Annotated in this window: 1 protein-coding gene; it reads right to left on the reverse strand. The window is 46.4% G+C overall.

The window, feature by feature from the left end; genetic code table 11:
- Positions 1–993, reverse strand: a 993-nt coding sequence (locus A3738_RS24005) for a thiamine pyrophosphate-binding protein (protein WP_255376200.1), incomplete at its 3' end; no start/stop codon positions are given.
- Positions 994–1,029: the final 36 nt, after the last annotated feature.

The following is a 1,029-nucleotide window of genomic DNA, read 5'->3' on the forward strand; positions in this document are numbered from 1 at the left end:
AAGATCAGTTAGAACCGAATCTACCGGCCCTACGATTGGCACATCAACCTTGATAGTTTTTGAAATATTCGCCGGATCGATATCCACGTGAACAATGCGCGCGCCAGGACAGAACTTATCCGTGCCATTTGTTACGCGATCATCGAAACGTGCACCAATTGACACAACCAAATCAGAATGGTGCATTGCTTGGTTTGCTTCATAAGACCCATGCATGCCAAGCATGCCTAGACTATGCTCGCCCGTCCCCGGATAAGCACCCAAACCCATCAAGGTGCAGGTCACTGGGTAATTCAACCGCTTGACCAAATCCGTCAACTGCTGAGTTCCGCCACCTATAATGACACCACCACCCGCATATATAACTGGACGCTTAGCATTTAAGAGCATCTCAGCTGCTTTTCGAATTTGACCTGAATGACCACGCGTTGGCGGCGAGTATGAGCGAAGCTTCACTTTCTTCGGATAGCTATACTCAAAACGCTCGTTTGGCGCTGTCATATCTTTTGGGATATCGATTACAACCGGGCCCGGTCGACCAGATTCAGCAATATAAAACGCCTTTTTAATCGTTTCAGGAATTTCTGAAGGATGTTTGATCGCCATGTTGTGTTTCACAACTGGACGCGACACACCCATCATGTCTGTTTCTTGGAAAGCATCTTCACCAATCAATGTTGAAGGTACCTGCCCACACAAGACAACCATAGGAATAGAGTCGGTAAACGCTGTTGCGATACCTGTAATCGTATTCGTTGCACCTGGACCTGATGTAACTAATACAACTCCCGCTTTACCTGTCGCACGCGCATAGCCATCAGCCATATGGACTGCTGCTTGCTCGTGACGAACTAATATATGTTTAACTTTATCCTGTCGAAACAACGCATCATAAATATGAAGCGCAGCTCCACCTGGATATCCGTAGATGTACTCAACGCCTTGGTCCGCAAGGGAGTGAGTAATCATATCGGCGCCAGACAATAGCTCCACGATATTTACCTTTAAATAATACAGTTAAATTTGGAA

The organism is Oleiphilus sp. HI0066, assembly GCF_001635725.1.